The sequence below is a fragment of the Shewanella chilikensis genome, from assembly GCF_002836945.1.
Lineage (GTDB): Bacteria > Pseudomonadota > Gammaproteobacteria > Enterobacterales > Shewanellaceae > Shewanella > Shewanella chilikensis.
This window is the reverse complement of the sequence record NZ_NIJM01000026.1, coordinates 50,754-68,803: the sequence shown is the minus strand read 5'-3', so window position 1 is coordinate 68,803 and position 18,050 is coordinate 50,754. Positions and strand designations below refer to the sequence as shown.

Sequence of the window (18,050 nt, the reverse complement as noted above, 5' to 3'; positions counted from 1 at the left end):
CATCGCCAGACGCCTAACAAACAAAAAAGCCCTAGCTGAATGCTAGGGCTTTTTTGTTTGTCTCGCTTCCAGCGAGCACGACTTAACATGCAGCCCAAAGCTGCTGGCGCAGTGTGTGCCCCTCAGCTCGCAGCCAAGCTGCTTCGCGCTACAGCCATCTATCAAGCTGTGCTTGATGAGCAGATGTCTTTCGCCCCCATGTGAGATGCTGCTGTGGAGATATTGAGAATGGCTCGACCCGTTTGTCTGGTCAGATTTATCCAGTCTCTGAAGCACAGAGATTTCATCCGACCGCTATCTTCAATAAAGGTACTCGAGACTTAAGTAGAGAAGCCACCTGAATCAGGTGGCTTTCTGTATTTGGAATTACTTTATACTCACTTTGTGTTTAGTGCAGCTTGAGTCAGTCAGATGGTTACTCTTGGGGATCCGTCTTGGTTCCGTTTAGAAGCGGCCGCGAATACCTACGGCTATCTGGGTTCCGAAGCGTTCCAGATAATTCACCTGATCTTCGCGCTTGATGTAACCTGAGTAGCGGTTGTTGGTCAGGTTGGAGGCTTCACTGAAGACGGTCAAGTTGTCTGTGATGTCGTAGCTGATGCTGGCATCCAACTGGCCGTAGTCGTCTATCCAGGCCGGGCCGCCCCAGGCATCCGGATCCACCAGGAACTTGCTGCGCCAGTTATAGGCAAGGCGCGCCTGCAAACCATACTGCTCATAGTAGAGCACGGCATTGTAGGAGTTCTCGGACATCCCCTTGAAGGGCAGATCCTTGGCTTTCAGCTCAGGATCCTCATAACTGCTGTCCACATAGGTGTAGTTAAGCTGCCAGCCAAAGCCGTTGAACGGCTCAGGCAACCACTGTTCGAGGGATTGTTGCCAGGCAATTTCAAAGCCTTGCACTTTGGCACCGTACTGTCCGGAAACCGGCTGACTTACCAGGTAACGGTTGCCATTGACCTCCATGGGGGTCTTTTCATCAGAGATAAAGGAGTCGATATCCTTGATGAACAGGGCGCCGCTCAGTGAACTGCTGTCGCCGTAATACCACTCCAGTGCCAGATCCGCCTGTTTGGCCTGCTCGGGTTCAACCCCGGGATTACCGCGTACCAGAGTTGGTAAGCCCTGCTCCTGACTGGTGAAGTTGGGCGCGGCCCAGACTCTGAGCGAGTAGAGTGACGGGCGGCTCAATACTTCGGCGGCCGAGATGCGCAGCAGCAGATCGTCCTGCAGGTTCAGCTTGAAGTTGAGGCTTGGCAATATGTTGGTATAGCTGTCGCTGTAGTTTACCGGGCTGACAGTGCGCCAGTCATCGTTGAGCGGCTGACCGGCATCATCCAGCACTACCTTGCTCAAATCATAGCCAAAGCCTTCGGAATCGACTTGGGTGCGACTGGCCCTGACCCCCAGATTGAGCATATAGGGCAGATCGAACAGCAGCTCTTCAATCGTTATCTGCACATAGGCCGAGGTCACGGCCTCGCTTACCTCATAAGTACCGGCTTGATTGGCACTGGCTACTATGGCCTCATTGGCGGCATCGGCGTTGATGGAGCGGTAGTATTCCAGCAACTTGTCATAGTCAAAGCTGGGCCAGGGATCCGGTGAGATGCTGTTTTCGCCGTCGAGGAAGTTATCGAAGTTGGCGGGCACAAACACATTACCCGGAATTTGGAACAGCTCAAACTCGCCTTGAGTGAAGACTCCCGAGCCGTCAAAAGCATAACCGTCGCGGGTTAGATAGTAGCCGCCGCGACTGAATTGGCTGGGGTTTTTCGATCTGAAATCATTCTGGCTCTTGACCTGTTTGACATAGTTTATCCCGGCATCCAGCTTGCTGATAAAGCCGCTTTCCGGCAAATACTGGGTCATCAGCTTAAGATCCGTTACCTTGTCATCCACGCCTGTGCCACTGTTTAGGCTGTAGTGGGCACCATAGGTCTGCTCGCTGGTGAGTCCCGGGCCTATCACCACATCCGGCAGCATCTGACCATTGGTGTAGTCGATATCTATGCTGTCGACAAAGCCGCGGGCGACGATGAAGCGATTGTCGCCCTTGTTCTTGTTTTTGGCGGCCGAGTAGGCAAGATCGGCGGTGACCGACCAATTGGGGGTGATAAACAGCGCCGTATTCAGTGCCAGTTGGTAGGTGTCTGTCTTGCGCGGTGTGCTCAAGTTAAGCAGCTCCACCATAGTGTTGTCGCCCTGCTGGCGCATGGAAACCACTCGCCCCAGCTCATCGAACTGCGCATCGCTGAACAGCGGGGTACCCGGTGTCCACTCCTCGTCATAGTTGACAAACCCTATCTGGTATTTGTGTCCATCGGTATTGTAGCGAGAGTAGAGGGCGTCGAAATTGACATCCAGATTATCCAGAGGCCGCCATTGCAGCGCCAGGGTGCCACCGATGCGTTCGCGTACGTCCTGGGCGTTGGCATAGTACATGTAACTGGGTATTTTGGAGGCGTAGATTTCGCCTTCATCAATCACACCATTGCCGTTGGTGTCTACTGGCACCCCGGCGCTGTCGACACCCCAGCCTTCCTCTTCATCGAAAAAACCATCGGCGGAATAGGTGTCGGCCCTGAGGGTTTTCTTGGAGTAAACGGCGGAAAACAGAGCGCCGAAACTGTCGTTATCGGACTTGTCGCCTATGATGAGAGATGCGTGCGGGTGCAGGTCTTCGGTGCGCGACTCATAGATACCCTTGGCCGAGGCCTGCAGGGTAAAACCGTCCAAATCCAAAGGCTTGCGGGTCTGAATATCCACAATTGCCCCTATGCCTCCTTCGGTGAGCCGCGATTCGGGAGATTTGTAAACCGCCAGCACATTGACCAGCTCCGAGGCTATGGTGTCAAAGTTGAAGTCCCGCCCGGCGTTGTCCGAGGCCAGTTTGCGGCCATTGAGGGTAGTGATGTTGTAGCCGTCCCCCAGGCCGCGGATCAGTATGTTCTGTCCCTCGCCGCCGTTGCGGGTAATGGTCACCCCGGGAATACGTTGCAGTGCTTCGGCCAGGTTTTCATCCGGAAACTTGCCTATATCATCGGCCACCACAAGATCCACCACTGCGGTGGCATTCTGTTTCAGAAACAGCGACTCCTTGATGGCTGAGCGGATACCCGTTACCTGGATCCTTTCCAGCTCGGCATCCTGCTGTTGAGCTGAGTTTTGTTGTGTTTGAGCCTTGTTTTCCTTGTCGGACTCGTCATTGGCCGTAACCGGCTGTGTTGCCAGCGCACTGGCAACTGCCAGGGCAATTAGGGCAGGTTGGGTGGCTAAGAGCTTCATGGGTTCCCCGCTGTTTGTTTTTATCAGGCTTAATGCCTTTCGCTTTTGTTGTTTAACGAAAGCATTGGAAACAGCGGAATGCTTTCGATTGCTTATTTATAGCGTTAAAAACTCTGTTTGATCAATGAAAAAATGTAAAATGTCTTTTAATTGTTTTCGGTTTGGTGCATAGTTTAGCTAGTTGAAAGTGAAAGTTTGTTGTTGGTTTTGGCTTAAGTCGTTGTGGTATAAGAATTGTTGTTATGATTTGACGACGTTGCTAGTAGATTGAAAGCTTTCGAAAGTTAGTGCAGGTTCACCTGCTCCAGAGCGCAACAAACAAAACAGGAAGAGTGCAGTGAATAATCTCAACACTATTGAGAGGCAGCAGGAGATAGTCCGGCTGACCCAACAACAGGGAAAGGTGTCGGTCACCGAGCTGGCAAATCGCTTCGGGGTCTCGGAAGTCACCATACGCTCGGATCTGGCGGTATTGGATCAAAAGCAGTTGTTGGTGCGCTCCCGTGGCGGCGCCATGGTCAACTCCGACCTTATTCGTGAACTGTCACTGAAAGAGAAGGGCCACTGCTACTCGGCACTGAAGCAGGAGCTGGGCAAGGTGGCGGCCTCTTTGGTTAATGATGGCGACCGCCTGTTGCTGGACTCGGGCACCACTACCCAGCAAGTCGCGGCCAACCTCCTTGAACATCAAGATCTTATTGTGATGACCAACGGCCTTAACATAGCCACAGAGCTGGCGCGTTCCGACGACGTTGAGGTGATGCTTACCGGCGGCTTGCTGCGTAAGAAGTCGATGTCTTTCTATGGTTCCATCGCCGAGAAGAGCCTCAGGGATTACAACTTCAACAAGCTGATCCTCGGGGTGGATGGTTTTGATCTCAAGGCAGGTCTCACCACCCATTTTGAGAAGGAAGCCAGTCTCAACCGCATGATGTGTGAGATTGCCAGCGAGATCATAGTAGTTACCGATTCATCCAAATTCGACCAACAGGCGTTTCATGTAATTTGTGCCAGTCGGCAGATCCAGCAACTGGTGACCGACAGCGGCATTCCCGAGCGCTATGTGGAAGAACTCACCAAGCAAGGGGTGCAGCTGCACCTGATAGATAAAAACAAATAACAAGGGGAGAAGTTATGTCTGGTTTTGATCGTCGTTCCTTTCTGAAAGCTTCAGTGGCCACAGCTGCTGCCTCGGCGCTGGCTGGCTGCGCCGCCAATGCCGGTTCATCTGCACTGGCACCCAAGGCCAGTGGCCGCTCTGTCATGGGGCTGGTGGTTCCGAAAATGGCCGAAGTGCGGGTGGGGCTAATCGGCGTCGGTGAGCGAGGTGTGGGGTTCATTCACCATTTCAACAACATAGAGGGCGCCAGGGTAACAGCTATCTGCGATACCGATCCCCTGGTCATAGAACGTGCCAAGAAGGTAATGAGTGACGCAGGCTTGGCCCAGCCCGGTTATTATTCCCAGGGCAAACACGCCTATCGTGAATTGTTGGCACGCCAGGATGTGGACATAGTGGTCATTGCCACACCTTGGGAATGGCACCACCCCATGGCCAAAGAGGCTATGCTGGCCGGCAAACACGCCTTTGTTGAAGTGCCTATGGGGATCACCATGGAGCAGCTCTGGGATCTGGTGGACACAGCCGAGCAAACCCAGCGCAACTGCATGATGATGGAAAACGTCTGCTACGGTCGCGACGAGCTGATGGTGCTCAACATGGTACGCCAGGGGCTGTTCGGCGAACTGCTGCACGGTGAAGCCGCTTATATTCACGAGCTGCGCTGGCAGATGAAGGAGATAGATCGCAAGACGGGCTCCTGGCGCACCAAGTATCACGCCTTGATTGACGGTAACCTGTATCCTACCCATGGCTTGGGGCCTGTGTCCCAGTACATGAATATCAACCGCGGCGATAGGTTCGACTATCTCATTTCCATGAGCTCTCCGTCGCTTGGGCGCGCAGCCTATGCCAAGCGTGAATTCCCCGCCGACCATGCCCGCAACAAGCTCAACTATATCTGCGGCGATATCAATACCAGTCTTATCAAGACGGTTAAAGGCCGAACCATCATGGTGCAACACGACACCACAACGCCGCGTCCTTACAGCCGCCATAACCTGATTCAGGGTACCAATGGGGTGTTTGCCGGTTTCCCCAACCGCATAGCGCTGGAGCAGGGCGGCAGTGGCAGCTTCCACCATTGGGACCAGGATATGACCCAGTGGTATGCCAAGTATGACCATCCGCTGTGGTTGCAGATGGGCGAGGCGGCCGAAAAGAACGGCGGTCATGGCGGCATGGACTTTTTAATGTGCTGGCGGATGATCTACTGCCTGCGTAACGGCGAGCCGCTGGATCAGGATGTGTATGACGGTGCGGCCTGGTCGGCGGTGCAGCCTCTGTCGGCGGCTTCAGTGGCCGATCGCGGTAACTCCAAGGACTTCCCCGACTTTACCCGTGGCGTGTGGCAGAGCGCCAAACCGCTTGGCATTGTAGGTTGAGGTAAGCATGTCTGCACTCAAATCCATTATTGAGGCCAACAAGGCCGGGCAGCAGGCGGGGATTTATTCCGTCTGTTCGGCCCAGCCGCTGGTACTGCGCGCCGCTCTGCGTCATGCGGCGCGGCAACGGGCGCCCTTGCTGATTGAGGCTACGGCCAACCAGGTCAATCAGCACGGCGGCTATACAGGCATGACTCCCGCCGATTTTATCGCCTTTGTGAAGATCCTGGCCCAAAGTGAAGGTGTTGCCGAAGCGCAGTTGCTGTTCGGCGGCGATCACCTGGGGCCGGTGGCCTGGAAGCACCTGACTGCCGAGCAGGCGATGGCCGAGGCCGAAACCATGGTGCGGACCTATGTCGAGGCGGGGTTTTGTAAAATTCATCTGGATGCCAGCATGGCTTGTCATCAGGAACACACGCCCCTTGCCGATGAGGTGATTGCCGCGCGCGCCGCCAGACTGTGCCGCGCCGCAGAAGCGGCCAAGGCGCCGGGGCAACAGCTCTGTTATGTGATAGGCACTGAAGTACCCGCTCCCGGTGGTGTCAGTTCGCTGGAGGAGGGGCTGCAGATCACCCCGGTCGCGGCGATGAAACACACCATTAGCGCCCACAAACAGGCCTTTGCCGCCGAAGGGCTTGGGGAGGAGGTTTGGCAGCGGGTGATTGCGCTGGTGGTGCAGCCAGGGGTGGAGTTCGGCAATGCCGGGGTACATCAGTATGATGATACGCTCACCAAAGAGCAGAGCCGCTTTATTCGTGAGCAGCCCAACCTGGTGTTTGAAGCCCACTCCACAGATTATCAGCTGCCGGAGCATTACGCCCAGTTGGTGGCCGGCCATTTTGCCATTCTCAAAGTGGGGCCGCAGTTGACTTTTGCCCTGCGCGAGGGGCTGTTTGCCCTGGATCATATAGAGGCCTTGCTGGTGCCGGCGGCGAAACGCTCAGGGCTTAGAGCCCTGTGTGAGCAGAAGATGTTGTCTGAGCCCAAATACTGGCAGTCGTTCTATACAGATCCTGCGCTGCGGGATTGGCAACTGGGATTCAGTTACAGTGACAGGATCCGCTACTACTGGCCCGAATTGTCACTGACCATAGACAAGCTGCTGGCCAATCTGGCAAACCCCATTCCCGAACCTCTTATCAGCCAATATCTGCCGCTGGCCTATCCGGCCGTGGTCAGAGGCGAGCTGCCTGCCACGGCGATTGAGCTGGTACTCCATCATATCGGCCTGGTGCTTAACCGTTATGCCAGCGCCTGTCAGCCTGCTGCCATCGAAGGATAAATCAATGCAAGTCAGTGACCTATCAAAGACCCACTTGTATCCAAAATCTGCCGCCAACCCGCTTTGGCAAGCGCCGGAGAGCGGTAAATGGACGGCGACCGAGATAGCCCAGCAGCCGACACTCTGGCGCGAATTACAGGCCGATTTCAAACATAGGGAAGCGCAGCTCAGCGCTTTTCTCAATCCCTTGCTGGCCAAGGACAATCTGCGGATTATTCTCACCGGCGCGGGTACTTCGGCTTATATCGGCGAGGCGTTGGCAGCCTTTTTACAGCGGCAACTCAGATTGCCGGGCCAGAGGGTGGAAGCCTTGTCCAGCACGGATATTGTTTCTCACCCCAGGCTGCATCTCAACCCATTGCAGCCGACTCTGATCGTCTCCTATGGCCGCTCGGGAAACAGCCCTGAATCCCTGGCTGTGCTGGCGTTGGCCGATGAGTTGCTGACAGATGTCAGTCATCTGCTGCTGACCTGTAACCCTGAGGGAGCTTTGGCCAGCTATGCGGCCGAACACAGTCACAAGGCTTGTTTGTGGTTGATGCCCCAGGAAAGCCACGATCGCAGCTTTGCCATGACCAGCAGCTTCAGTTGTATGTATCTGGCGACCCTGCTGCTGTTTGCTGAGGAAGACAAACCGCTATCCAGGGTGCTGACACTGACGGAGCAACTGCTCGAAACCCGGCTCGACGGGGTGCAGCAAACCGCGGCCCATTGCTGCAAGCGGATAGTGTTCCTCGGCGCCGGGCCGCTCAAGGCGGCGGCTCAGGAGGCGGCGCTCAAGTACCTTGAACTGACGGCCGGTATAGTGATCAGCAGTTTTGAGAGTCCGCTGGGGTTTCGTCACGGCCCCAAGTCACTGGTGAATGAAGATACCCAGATAGTGATGCTCGGCAGCTCTGAGCCCTATGCCAGAGCCTACGATCTGGATCTTCTGTCAGAGCTGCGCGCCGATAAGCGGGCGCTGGATATCTGTTATCTGAGTGAAGAGGCTCTGGCCCAAGATGGTCAGGCCAGTTTGGAAGAGGCTTGGTTGATACTGCCCTTTATTGTTTACTGTCAGCTACTTGCATTTTACAAGGCGTTGGAGCTTGGGGTGTCACCGGATAATCCCTGTCCCAGCGGCCAGGTCAATAGAGTGGTGCAGGGGGTGAAGCTGCATTCGCTTGCGGTTTATACTCGGCCCGGCAGCCTGGATAACACAGAGGATTGAGCCATGTACTACGGTGTGGATATCGGTGGTACCAAGATAGAACTGGCGGTGTTCAGTCCACAATTGCGTTTGTTGGATAAATGGCGCATTGCGACTCAGGGTGACGATTATCAGAGCTTTCTGGCCTCACTCGCCTTGCAGATAAGCGAGGCCGACAGGCGCTGGCCGGCCGAGTCCGGCATCCCGGGCACTGTGGGGATAGCCCTGCCCGGGGTGATCCGCGCCGATGGCACTGTGGTCTCCAGCAATGTACCTTGCCTCAATCAGCGTAAAGTGGCCGAAGATCTGGGCGCCTTGTTGTCGCGTCCTGTGGCTCTTGGCAATGATTGCCGTTGTTTCGCCCTGTCCGAAGCCTTGCTGGGAGCCGGGAAAGATCATGCCAGAGTTCTTGGGCTCATACTCGGTACCGGGCTTGGCGGCGGGATCTGTATCGAAGGGCGACTGATCACCGGCGCCCACTGTCTGGCCGGTGAGTTCGGCCATCAGGGTATGGCGGCCAGCGTGCTGCTGCGCCATGGCTTGCCGCTTTACGATTGCGGCTGTGGCCTCAAAGGCTGCGCCGAAACCTATGTCTCGGGCACAGGCCTTGGTCGTATCTACCGGGCGTTTGGCGGCGAGGGTGATACATACGCTTGGCTGGCGGCGCTGCGCGCCGGTGATGCCATAGCCAAACGCAGTTTCGATGCTTATCTGGATGCCCTGGGCAGTGTGTTGGCCGGGCAGATCCTCAGTCTGGATCCGGACATCTTTGTCTTCGGCGGCGGCTTGAGCGAAGTGCCGGAAATTTTGGCGGCGCTGCCGCAGGCTACCGCCAGGCATATGTTCAATGGGGTGCAGTTGCCCGAGTTTTGCGCCGCTCAATTCGGCGCCGCCAGTGGCGTTCGCGGCGCCGCCATGCTGGGAAAGGCGCTGGCGACTAGAGTGGAACAGAGCAATAGCGTGAGCGCCAACGAGCAGGTAGCGGATATGGATACCCTGTTGACCGGAGGCTGGCATGAACAGCAACACTGACAAGGCCCCGTTCTGGATTGGTGCCGATGGTGCCCTGCTCGGGCCGCAAATGAGCCGCAGTAGTGAGGTTTGGCTGCGGATAGTCGATGGCCGTATTCATACCATTGCCAAGGCGCCCAAGGAAGGTGAGGCGGCAACTCACTATGCAGGCCTTCTGGTTCCCGGTTTTGTCGACACTCAGGTCAACGGTGGTGGTGGCCGCATGTTCAACCGGCAACCCAGCGTTGAGACGCTTAAGCTGATGTTGGACGCCCATGGCCGTTTCGGCACCACCAGCATGTTGCCGACGCTTATCAGCGACGATATCAGGGTAATGCAAGCGGCACTAGCGGCGGCCATCAGCGCCAGGGAAGCCGGTCTTGACGGCATAGCCGGGATCCATTTTGAGGGGCCGCATCTGTCACTGGAGCGTAAGGGGTGCCACAGTGAAGCACGCTTAAGAGAGCTTGGCGATATTGAGTTGGCGCTCTACGCCGAAGCTGTGTCCCAACTGGGTGTTTGTGTGGTGACTCTGGCTCCCGAGAGGGTAGGGCCTGAAGATGTTCGCCGCCTGGTGGCGCTCGGTGTCAGAGTGTCGTTGGGGCATTCCAATGCCAATGCCGAAACCGTGATGACGGCGCTGGATGCCGGAGCCAGCGGCTTTACCCATCTTTATAACGGCATGTCACAGCTGGAGTCGCGTGCTCCCGGCATGGTGGGAACGGCGCTCAGTGACCCAAGGGCATTTTGCGGCATTATTCTCGACGGTCATCATCTGCACCCGGTCAGCGCCACTCTCGCCTGGCGTGTCAAGGGGAGTCGACGTTTGATGCTGGTAACAGATGCCATGTCGCCTGTGGGCTCTGAAGAGCAGGAGTTTGAATTTTTCGGCGGTAAAGTTGTGCGCCGCGGTACTGAGCTCAGGGATCTCAACGGCTCTTTGGCCGGCTCAGTATTGGAGATGACAACGGCGGTTCGCTATGCCGTCAAGGTGCTGGGGATCCCGCTGGAGCAGGCCGTTGCCATGGCCAGCAGTACTCCGGCCGCTTTTGCCGGGCTGAATGACAGAGGCATGTTGGCCGAAGGCATGCGGGCTGACTTGCTGCTGCTTGACGATGCCCTGTATCAGTCAAAGCGCTGGCAAGGCGGCAGGCTCGCAGCGGGCGCCGAAGTTCGCAGCAAAAGCGTTTGAAAAATAAGCAGCTTCAAGGGACATCTGTCCTTGGCAGCAGCTGGATAATCATTGACAGAGAATAACAATAACAAGAGGAGATGCCGATAATGGACAATAACACCCTGAATAAAGGAGGCGGCACTTTACTGCCCATGGTGCTGATTGGAATACTCTTTTTTGTATTCGGCTTCGTAACCTGGCTCAATGGTGCACTGATCCCTTTTCTGAAAATCGCCTGTGAACTCAATGAGCTGCAAGCCTATCTGGTGGCCTTTGTATTCTATATCGCTTACTTCGTGATGGCCTTGCCCATGTCCGGGCTGTTGACCCGTTTCGGTTACCGTGCCGGGCTACAGATTGGCCTTGGGGTAATGGCGAGTGGCGCACTGCTGTTTATCCCTGCGGCGCTGAGCCACACCTTTGGCCTGTTTTTGCTGGCGTTGTTTGTTCTGGGAACCGGCCTTACCATACTGCAAACTGCGGCCAATCCATACATTGTTTGCATTGGTCCGCGAGAAAGCGCCGCCATGCGGATCAGCTGTATGGGCGTGGTCAACAAGGGCGCCGGTTTTATTGTTCCTTTGGTGTTCAGTGCCTGGGTGCTGACAGGTATGGATGCCTTTACGCCGGAAGCGTTGGCACAGCTCAGTGAGCTTGAGCGCACTGCGGCATTGGAGCAACTGTCTGCCCGTTTGGTGCAGCCTTACCTGGCGATGGCGGTTGTCTTGGCTCTGTTGCTGCTGTATGTGCGATTTTCGCCTCTGCCCGAACTGCAACTTGAACATGACAGCCAGGCCAAAAGCTGTGACAGCTTGGTACCGAGAACAGATTGGCGCGCCATTCTGGCCTATCCCCAGGCTATTCTCGGGGCACTGACTCTCTTTATGTATATAGGTGCCGAAGTGATTGCCGGTGACAGCATAGGCCTCTATGGTCAGCATCTTAAAGTGGCCGAATTTGGCATTCTGACCTCCTACACCATGGGATTTATGGTGCTTGGCTATTTGCTCGGCATACTCTTGATCCCAAGAGTAATGAGTCAGCGCAGTGCCTTGGTGGGCTCGGCGCTGGCTGGGTTGGTGTTTACTTTGGGGATCATGCTTGGGGATGAAACCAGCATGCAGCTGTCGAGTCTCTTGCTCGAACCTTTGGGGATAATGCCGCTGCCGGATCCCTTGCTTTACCTTGCGCTACTTGGCTTTGCCAACGCCTTGGTCTGGCCCGCTGTCTGGCCGCTGGCGCTGGAAGGGCTCGGCCGCCTGACTGCTGTGGCCTCGGCACTGCTCATCATGGGCATAGCCGGTGGCGCCTTGCTGCCATTGCTCTATGGCGCCTTGGTGCACCAGGGTGTGCCCCATCAAAGCGCCTACGGGATCCTCCTTCCCTGCTATGGGATGATCCTTTATTACGCCGTTGCCGGCCACAAGCTGCGGGCCTGGTCGGGGGCGGCCGCCACCAAAGCCGTGATTGACTGAGACCTCAGTAGATCCAGAAAAATACCGCCATGCTGACGATAGTGGTCAGCAGGGTGTTGCGGGTCAGCAGTGCAAGTAAGGCAGCCAGCAGGGCACAGCTGAGGTAGGGATTGCTCAGGCTCAGTTGCAACTCGCCGTCTCGCAGAAACACTATGGGGGCGAAGATGGCGCTTAATACCGCCGGCGCCGAAAAGCCAAGGAAAGCCTGGGTTTTCTTGCCAAGCCGTATCGGCAGCCCGGGCTCAAGCAGTAAATAACGGCTGAGTATCACCAACAGCGCCATGGTCAGTATGGTTAACCAAATCATGCCTGCTCCTCGCCTTTATCTTGTGTTGTCTCAACCGGTTTAACTGGACTGCTGCCCAAGAGGCTTTGATAGATATACCCCACAGCCATGGCGGTTACGGCGGCGATCAGCAGGCCTCCCGGGATAGCCAGTGCTTCACACAGGACGCTCAGCAACATGGCCGTGAGCACACATAAGGCGGTGGCAACATTGACTATCCTCGGCACCACCAAAGCGATAAAGGTGGCTGCGATGGCAAAATCCAGTCCCAAAGAGCCGAGATTATCCATAGAGCTGCCGGCAAGAATTCCGGCCAGGGTTGCCAGATTCCAGCCAAGATAAAAACTCAAACCAGCTCCCAGGGCGTACCAGGGCCTAAGGGGACTTTCCTTGCTTTGATTGGCCACCGCAAAGAGTTCATCCGTGAGCAGAAAACCCAGTGTCAGGCGCCAGCGCAGTGGCAAGGGGCTGATGGCTGGACGCATCGCCATGGCATACAGCAGATGACGCGAGGTGATCAATGCCGTGGTAACCAAAATGGCCAGTAGGCCTGAACCTGCCTTTATCATTCCGAGGGCGACCAATTGCGCCGAGCCTGCGAAAACAAACAGGCTCATGGCTTGACTCTCTACGGCGCTGAGGCCGGTTTCCAGTGCCAGCGAGCCGGCCAATATTCCCCAGGGGATAACAGCTAAAGTCAGCGGCATTACCGCCAGGGTACCCCGTAAAAATTCGCGGCCCCGGTTAAGTTCCTGAACGCATGATGATTGCTGATTGTGAATGGTCAATCTTGACTCCATCTTGATGATTTTTCTGTTTGAACAAATTGGCCCGGAGTGGTGCCGAATGCCCGTTTGAATTGACGGTTCAAATGGCTTTGGTCGCAAAATCCTGAGTCCTGTGCCACCTGGATCGGTGAAGCGCCCAGCCGCAACAACTTTCGCGCCAGAATTAATCTTACCTGAGTCTGATATTGGTGCGGGGTTAAACCAAATTGTGCCCTGAACTGCCTGAGTAACACAAAAGGCGGCAGCTGTACCAGACTGGCCAGTTCCTGGAGCGAGATGTTACTGCTGCAACTGTCTTCCAGAAACTGCCTGGCCCTATTCAGCAGGGGGCCTGCCTGGACAGCAGCAGCGGGCTTCAGCCGACCGTGACGCAGCATCAACAGGCTGAGGGTTTCGTACAAGAGGCTTTCCCGTTGCAGGCGATTACTCGAATAGTTGAGCGCTTCATGGGTGATGGCTATCAGGTGCGCCAATAGAGGGTCCTGTACCACGGGCTCGGCAAACCAGGGCACCTGTTGCTTGCTGCACAGTGCTAGTTCGGCAAACTGCTCAGGGGTAGGGTAAAGTGCCCGATACGACCAGCCATTTTCAGTTGCCGAGCGGCCATTATGCACCTCATCTGCATTCACCAGAATGATGCTGTGTTTGGGGGCAACATGATCTCCGCCACTTCGGAAAAACCGCTGGGCACCACTGTCTATGATTCCCAAGGTGAAGCCTTCATGACTGTGGCGGCCAAAGTTCTGCTGATGATAGCTGGCACTGAGAGTTTCCAGGCCGCCAAGTTCTTCGGCCAGACGATAAGTCGCCCGTTCCCGCCCTTGCCTGCAGGACTTGTGGCGCAGCGATTTGCTTTGCTGTGCATTGGCTGTTTCGGCCATCTTTATTCCCCTGTCAGTCTCCCTATCCTGCATATTAACCAGTTTACCTGGCGTTGTTTTGGATATTTTTGCACGCAGGCGAGTACCTGATTAGCTAATACTCCCCGGGGATTGTACGGCCAATCCTGGCCGCCATGAAGCAACAAGAATAAGTGTTAAGGTATGATTGAGTGAAAAGGGCGCCACACAGTTAGACCAAGTTTTAAACTGTAACCAAATCAATTGATTAAATTTTGGCGTAAAGGTTGACTCGGATAGAAAGGTTAATCCAAACCCCAGTAAATTTTAAGAAGAAATTTATCAAACCAACTCTAACTTGTACCTATATCGATGCTCAAACTCAGGGCGACCTCATTGCAGATGTCTTTACCCGGTAATAAGCGCATTAACCCATTCATTACATTATCAATTCTTTAACTGCTTCTTCTATTGTGAGTTTCTTTTCTGATTTAATCTCTATCGAATCGGTTAATGGTGGAAAGTCTGTTCTACAGAAAGAAGGTGATACTTTATATGAGTAATCTCTTTCTCCTTCTTTGTAGGTTATTTCGTCGCCATGTAGTGATATAGGACAATCAACATCGAATTGTAGGGCAAAAATGGATTTTATAATTACATTGCCATCATCTTCTATTATTTCATTATTGATAGAGTCGAATCGATCCGAAAAGAACCCTCCTAACATATCATCAGCATCAAACTCGTTTATATTAGGGTTGGTAGATGTGAATTTTATGCTTGGAGATAGCTCTAAACCGTCAATTTCTATGATTGGGTAATGTTTATCCTCCACTATTTTTGTTATATCCGACGTGCGTAACTTCTGTGTGGCAAAAAACGTAAAACATTTTACTTCTATCATTTTTCTTTAAAAACAATTGGATGGATTATTGGTATGAAATTATATTTCTCGCTGAATGTCAATGCGAATCGGCAGTTTAGCACGGCAGTTGCAGAAATCATGGTGATGGATTAGACAGTCAAAGACCGCGGGTTATCAAATTTTGGTCCATGAAAATGTCCTGTCTCCTACTTCAATCTAACTTGTCTCTTGGCTTCAGAGTAAATGATAATATTTGGGTTTGAACAATCGGAAAACCTTGCCAGTCTGGGCATCAACATAGGCTAGAGATATGGAACGCGATCCAAGTAATATAACGTTTTTTGGAAAGCGAATGATAGCTGAACCGTCATTCATAAGGGACTGAATGTTCTTGTTTAGAAAGGGAAAAACAAGTAAGAAACTGGGCTTATAACGGCCCAGAACTTGTTACTTAACGTTGGGCTTCATGTTTACCATTGCCACTACCAATTTCGCGTTGCGAAAACAAAATAGTCTGCCATCCACTGCTGGTATAGAGCTGTTCCCAGGTATATACCCACCCACCACGAGTTTGCACGATTGTCCTTTTATCTCCTTCAATAGGAGTGTTTGGAACTGGAACTGATAGGGTACTCACTTCCTTTTGCGATGATGTACAAACCTTCCCTGAATAAGTAACCTGGACCTCAATACTTGGGTCAAAGTTTGGGTCGTCTATGCCATCCTGCACGGAGTAACCACTGGCTACAAACTCTGTATCGTTGGTAAGGCAAAGTCTATTGTCGCTCGCTAACGTGGTTTGAGAGAACACAACAGCTGAAACCAATGCCATTGCCACACTTATATTTTTCATATCAACTCCTTATGATTAACTAAAGTGCAATATCATGCTATCTGTTGTGTGTTTTTTGTCCATGCCACTAAAGTCTTATCCCCGTAACACTTTATATTAGCCTGCTGATGTTTAAGCCCTTTAGTGGATAGCTTCAGTGCCGAATTAAGGTGATATTCTGATTGGAATAGGTACAAAAAAGGAGTACAATCTTAGAAAATAAAGGTGCGTAACACTATGATTCAAAAGAGTTTATTTTTGGATTGATGAATTGACGGTTCAAATTGCTTTGGTCGCAACATCCTGAGCCCCTGTGCCACCTTAAATCCCCAGGGGGCGCCGTTTCCGTGCCAGACTCAGTAAAGGGGTAACTGGTTTTAGCTTTATCCGAAGGTGGCCAGTTTGGCTGGCAGTTGCTTAAATAACAGAGTGCTTAATCAGGGCTATTTTCGCAGGTTAACATGTTGCGGTATTTAATAAATTACGCGAGGCAGCTTAATTTAGCGAATGGTGCACTTCGGAGTTGAATTCGCGATAAATTTCAGTTGAAAATATTTTATTCAACAAAGCCTATTCGACATCGAGAACCGTTGGGGTTGGTAATTGTTTAACGACTAAATAATAGCTCTCCAATCGTTTTACTTTCCTGTCCGCGCTAATCTGAGATTAACCTAAAAAACCGGATGACATGGGGTCATCCGGTTTTTAGTCTTTCGGTTAGCATGTTAAGTTATTTGTCTTAATTGATTGACATTAGAAGTCTATAGTTCTTTCTAAATTATCGAACTATCCAGATCAACTATTGCTTCATACTGACTAATATAAAATTTTCCTTTGAAGTGTTCAAAGAAGTCCGACTTTTGAATATCATCCATGACCGGGCCTTTAACTTCTGATAAGTGTAGTTGAATATTGGAGTCTTTCAGGCGGTCGTGAATTAACGTTAAGCTTTCCAGAGCACTAGTATCGACTGTGTTCACCCCGGATAACATCAATACCAGATGTTGGGTTTTAGGATACTGTTGCAAATGTTCCATTATCTGATCTTCTAGATAACGAGCATTGGCGAAATATAAGCTTTCGTCAATCCGCAGGCTGAGTACCGTTTTACTTTGGATGACATTAAAACGAAGAATGTTACGAAAATGCTGGCTTCCCTCAATTAAACCAACCACTGCAATATGTGGCCGACTGGTGCGCCATAGAAATAGCGCTAGAGATGTAGCCAGCCCCGTTAATACGCCAGTCTCAACATTAAATGCCAATACACCGATAATGGTAAGAAACATGGCGATAGCATCACTCTTTGCACTTTTCCAGGTATGGATAATGGCTCTCACATCAATCAGTGCCGATACAGCAACGATAATGGTTGCCGCTAACACCGCATGTGGCAAATAGGTAAACAGCGGGGTGAAATAAAGCACGGTAATGCCGATTCCAATTGCGGTAAATGTTCCCGCCATTGGCGTTTCAGCGCCAGCATCATAATTGACTACTGAGCGCGACAGACCACCTGTAACCGGGAATCCCCCATTAATAGCTGATGCGATGTTGGCACCACTTAAGGCAATCAGCTCCTGATTTGGCTCAATTCTCTGGCGACGTTTCGCCGCTAATGTTTGCCCAACTGAAGCTGACTCGACGAAACCGATAATACTCAGCAGAATCGAAGCCGGAAGCAGGTCTTCGATTAGTGCGAGATCGAGCGATGGCAGTGAAAAACTAGGCAAACCGCTTGGGATCTGGCCGACTACGCTGACGCCTTTTTTGTCCAGATCAAACAGGGCCACTAACACAATACTCAATATCATCACCATCACTGGAGCCAGTTTGATTGCATGACTTGCCAGTTCTGATGAAAGTCCTAGTTTGATCAAATTGGGTTTGAGGCTTTTGCGTGCATAGATAAGGGCAATCAAACTGAACGCCCCAATCATCAGGGTATAGAGATTAGTTTGGGGTAACGCAAGAATAAGATTGGTCAAGCGCTGCAGCACATTTTCCCCATGCAGTGACACGCCAAAAATATGTTTAAGCTGACCAATAGAGATAAGAATACCAGAAGCAGTCATAAAGCCAGAAAGCACCGGATGGCTTAAAAATGTGGTCAGAAATCCCAGTCTTAGTACCGACATTAGCAATAGCACTATACCGGAAAGAAATGCCAAGGTTGCAGCGGCGGTGATATAACCCTGGCTACCAGTTTCAAACAGCGGAGCAATGGCTTCTGCGGTCATTAGCGAGATCACCGCTACCGGGCCCACGGCCAGTGTTTTACTGGTGCCAAGCATTGTATAAATGATCAGCGGCAGGATACTGGCGTACAGACCAACAATGGGGGGCAGACCAGCAACCATCGCGTATGCAAGGCTTTGTGGGATAAGCATCAAAGTCACGATAATAGCAGCTAAGCTATCTTTTGTGGCGTCATGACGCGAATAATCAGGCAACCAAGATGATATCGGCAACCATTTCAACCAGGAATTTTTCATGCTTTGGCTATCCTAAGCAAT

The 18,050-nt window shown here is 52.6% G+C and carries 14 protein-coding genes; 7 read left to right on the top strand and 7 right to left on the bottom strand.

Features of this window, described 5'->3' with window-relative positions; all coding sequences use genetic code 11:
• Window positions 1–444: 444 nt before the first annotated feature.
• Window positions 445–3,288 (bottom strand): TonB-dependent receptor, encoded by a 2,844-nt coding sequence (locus CX651_RS11665; RefSeq protein ID WP_101056180.1) that lies wholly within the window; start codon window positions 3,286–3,288, stop codon window positions 445–447.
• A 337-nt stretch (window positions 3,289–3,625) separates the two neighbouring features.
• Here CX651_RS11665 and agaR point away from each other — a divergent pair, with 337 nt between their 5' ends.
• The 7 genes from agaR to CX651_RS11630 all read left to right on the top strand — a co-directional run bounded on the left by agaR (window position 3,626) and on the right by CX651_RS11630 (window position 11,924).
• Window positions 3,626–4,408 carry a transcriptional repressor AgaR gene (gene agaR / locus CX651_RS11660; protein ID WP_025009833.1) on the top strand — a complete coding sequence of 261 codons (783 nt, stop codon included), beginning with the start codon at window positions 3,626–3,628 and terminating at the stop codon, window positions 4,406–4,408.
• A gap of 14 nt (window positions 4,409–4,422) precedes the next feature.
• The gene (locus CX651_RS11655; RefSeq protein ID WP_101056178.1) at window positions 4,423–5,793 is read left to right on the top strand and encodes a Gfo/Idh/MocA family protein; all 1,371 of its coding nucleotides are present in this window, start codon (window positions 4,423–4,425) and stop codon (window positions 5,791–5,793) included.
• 7 nt (window positions 5,794–5,800) lie between these two features.
• On the top strand, window positions 5,801–7,075 hold the full coding sequence (locus CX651_RS11650; RefSeq protein ID WP_101056176.1) for a class II D-tagatose-bisphosphate aldolase, non-catalytic subunit: 1,275 nt from the start codon (window positions 5,801–5,803) through the stop codon (window positions 7,073–7,075).
• Between the two features lie 4 nt (window positions 7,076–7,079).
• Window positions 7,080–8,285: an SIS domain-containing protein gene (locus CX651_RS11645; RefSeq protein ID WP_101056175.1), complete on the top strand. Its 1,206-nt coding sequence runs from the start codon at window positions 7,080–7,082 to the stop codon at window positions 8,283–8,285.
• Between the two features lie 3 nt (window positions 8,286–8,288).
• Entirely contained in the window at window positions 8,289–9,296 is a 1,008-nt protein-coding gene (locus tag CX651_RS11640) for an ROK family protein (protein ID WP_025886687.1), read from the top strand.
• A gap of 49 nt (window positions 9,297–9,345) precedes the next feature.
• Window positions 9,346–10,467: an N-acetylglucosamine-6-phosphate deacetylase gene (nagA, locus tag CX651_RS11635; RefSeq protein ID WP_167398134.1), complete on the top strand. Its 1,122-nt coding sequence runs from the start codon at window positions 9,346–9,348 to the stop codon at window positions 10,465–10,467.
• Between the two features lie 89 nt (window positions 10,468–10,556).
• Window positions 10,557–11,924 carry an MFS transporter gene (locus tag CX651_RS11630; protein ID WP_101056171.1) on the top strand — a complete coding sequence of 456 codons (1,368 nt, stop codon included), beginning with the start codon at window positions 10,557–10,559 and terminating at the stop codon, window positions 11,922–11,924.
• 4 nt (window positions 11,925–11,928) lie between these two features.
• On the opposite strand, the gene CX651_RS11625 is transcribed toward CX651_RS11630, so the two are convergent.
• The 6 genes from CX651_RS11625 to CX651_RS11600 all read right to left on the bottom strand — a co-directional run bounded on the left by CX651_RS11625 (window position 11,929) and on the right by CX651_RS11600 (window position 18,029).
• The gene (locus CX651_RS11625; RefSeq protein ID WP_025009838.1) at window positions 11,929–12,231 is read right to left on the bottom strand and encodes an AzlD domain-containing protein; all 303 of its coding nucleotides are present in this window, start codon (window positions 12,229–12,231) and stop codon (window positions 11,929–11,931) included.
• Window positions 12,228–12,998, bottom strand: coding sequence for an AzlC family ABC transporter permease (locus CX651_RS11620; protein ID WP_283103239.1), 771 nt, complete (start codon window positions 12,996–12,998; stop codon window positions 12,228–12,230). Before CX651_RS11620 ends, CX651_RS11625 begins: the two co-directional genes overlap by 4 nt.
• The gene (locus CX651_RS11615; RefSeq protein WP_101056167.1) at window positions 12,995–13,879 is read right to left on the bottom strand and encodes an AraC family transcriptional regulator; all 885 of its coding nucleotides are present in this window, start codon (window positions 13,877–13,879) and stop codon (window positions 12,995–12,997) included. Before CX651_RS11615 ends, CX651_RS11620 begins: the two co-directional genes overlap by 4 nt.
• A gap of 397 nt (window positions 13,880–14,276) precedes the next feature.
• Window positions 14,277–14,741, bottom strand: coding sequence for a hypothetical protein (locus CX651_RS11610; RefSeq protein WP_101056165.1), 465 nt, complete (start codon window positions 14,739–14,741; stop codon window positions 14,277–14,279).
• A 412-nt stretch (window positions 14,742–15,153) separates the two neighbouring features.
• Window positions 15,154–15,555 carry a hypothetical protein gene (locus CX651_RS11605; protein WP_101056163.1) on the bottom strand — a complete coding sequence of 134 codons (402 nt, stop codon included), beginning with the start codon at window positions 15,553–15,555 and terminating at the stop codon, window positions 15,154–15,156.
• Window positions 15,556–16,307: 752 nt separating this feature from the next.
• Window positions 16,308–18,029 carry a SulP family inorganic anion transporter gene (locus CX651_RS11600; RefSeq protein WP_101056161.1) on the bottom strand — a complete coding sequence of 574 codons (1,722 nt, stop codon included), beginning with the start codon at window positions 18,027–18,029 and terminating at the stop codon, window positions 16,308–16,310.
• Window positions 18,030–18,050: the final 21 nt, after the last annotated feature.